This is a genomic window from Acetonema longum DSM 6540, from assembly GCF_000219125.1.
GTDB classification, from domain to species: Bacteria; Bacillota; Negativicutes; order Sporomusales; family Acetonemataceae; genus Acetonema; species Acetonema longum.
In genome coordinates, this window is sequence record NZ_AFGF01000047.1 from 1 (window position 1) to 1,547 (window position 1,547).

The window sequence follows — 1,547 nt, forward strand, 5'->3', positions numbered from 1 at the left end:
GCTCTCTTCAATCTTGGCTGCCGCTTCTTTGAGTTTCATGTCACGCAAGCTTTTGGCTACCTGCATCGCTTTTTCCCGGGCAGCGGACTTGCTTTCCTGGGCATGAATCGCTTTGAGCATTTTGGCAACAGTTTTGACCTTGGACCGGGGAACGACCGAAAATACATTGCGGTAAAAATGAACGGTGCAGCGTTGATATTTAGCTTGGGGGAAGACTTCGTGAACCGCTTCCAGCACCCCCTGGCATTTGTCGCCTATCACCAGTTGGACGCCTTTCAGGCCACGGCTTTTCAGCCATTGGAAGAACTCATGCCAACTGGCTTTGTCTTCTTTCATGCCTTCGGCTGCGCCCAGCACTTCACGATACCCGTCTTGGTTGACGGCGATTGCCACTAATACGCTGACATTCTCATACTCTCCGCCCCAGTTGCGGCGCAGGTAAATGCCGTCGACGTAAACGTAGGGATAACTGCCTCCTTCCAGCGACCGGCTGCGCCACTGTTCAATGTGGACATAGGCTTTCTTGTTCAATTCACTGATAGTGGAGGGGGATACCTTGCTGCCTCATAGGGCTTCGATGATGTCTTCCAATCGCCGGATGGATACGCCGGCCAAGTACATTTCGATGAGCGCTTCTTCTACAGAACTTTCCCGGCGGCGATAGCGTTCCATAATGGCCGTTTCAAAGGGAATTCCTTTGAGCTTGGGGACTTTGAGGATGACATCGCCGGAGGTAGTGGTCAACTTCCTGTCGTAATGGCCGGAACGGTAGCCTTGCCGTGTCTCGGTACGCTCATGTCGGGCTGCCTGGGTCAGTTCTTTGGCTTCCTGATCCAGCAAGTGATTCATCGTTTCCTCTACGCTGTTGCGCACTAGTTCTTTTAGTTCTTTTAGTTCTACCTTGATGATCTCTTCATTCAACTGTATAATTTCCTTGGACATGTTTGCAGTTCTCCTTGCGGTAAATGCTGTGTGGTGACTTCATTTTACCTTTCGGACTGCAAACTTGTCCTCTTTTTTTCTTTTTGCGAAACTTATTGTACCTCGTATAATGTAGTAGTTACGGCAATTCTTAAGCGATAGCCGCATATGTCTTGTTGTTCCACATGCCACGTGGGATAATGAACTCGTGCAGGCAGAGGGCGCAGTATTGTACCTTGAAGGTTAGCTTCCTCGATAAGAATTGCGCCTCTGTCTTTGCGGGCTGATACGAATGAGCTGGATAGCGGTTTCGCGCTGAATTTCTAACGAGGTTGTATCCCGTAATGACCTGAGGAAACTCTGTCTGTATAGTTTTACAAACGAGGTGTTCTCATGTTTTATTGCGGAATCGACATCGCCAAATTCAAACACGAAGCCTCTGTCATTGACGCTGGTGGCAGAGCACTGCTGAATAGTATTTCCTTCTCCAACACTAAGGCGGGTTGTGAGAAGGTATTAGAAATCTTTGACCGACTGAACATCGACAAGGATGATGTGATCATCGGTATGGAGGCTACAGGCCATTACTGGCTGAGCGTCCATGCTTTCTTCTTAGAACATGGTTA

The 1,547-nt window shown here is 48.9% G+C and carries 1 protein-coding gene and 1 pseudogene; one reads left to right on the forward strand and one right to left on the reverse strand.

Features of this window, described 5'->3' with window-relative positions; translation table 11 throughout:
• A pseudogene (locus ALO_RS05425) lies at positions 1 to 942 on the reverse strand (IS256 family transposase); the annotation flags it as partial.
• 372 nt (positions 943 to 1,314) lie between these two features.
• Between ALO_RS05425 and ALO_RS05430 the strand changes: the two are divergent.
• A partial coding sequence (locus ALO_RS05430) for an IS110 family transposase (RefSeq protein WP_004093691.1) occupies positions 1,315 to 1,547 on the forward strand: 233 nt, incomplete at its 3' end.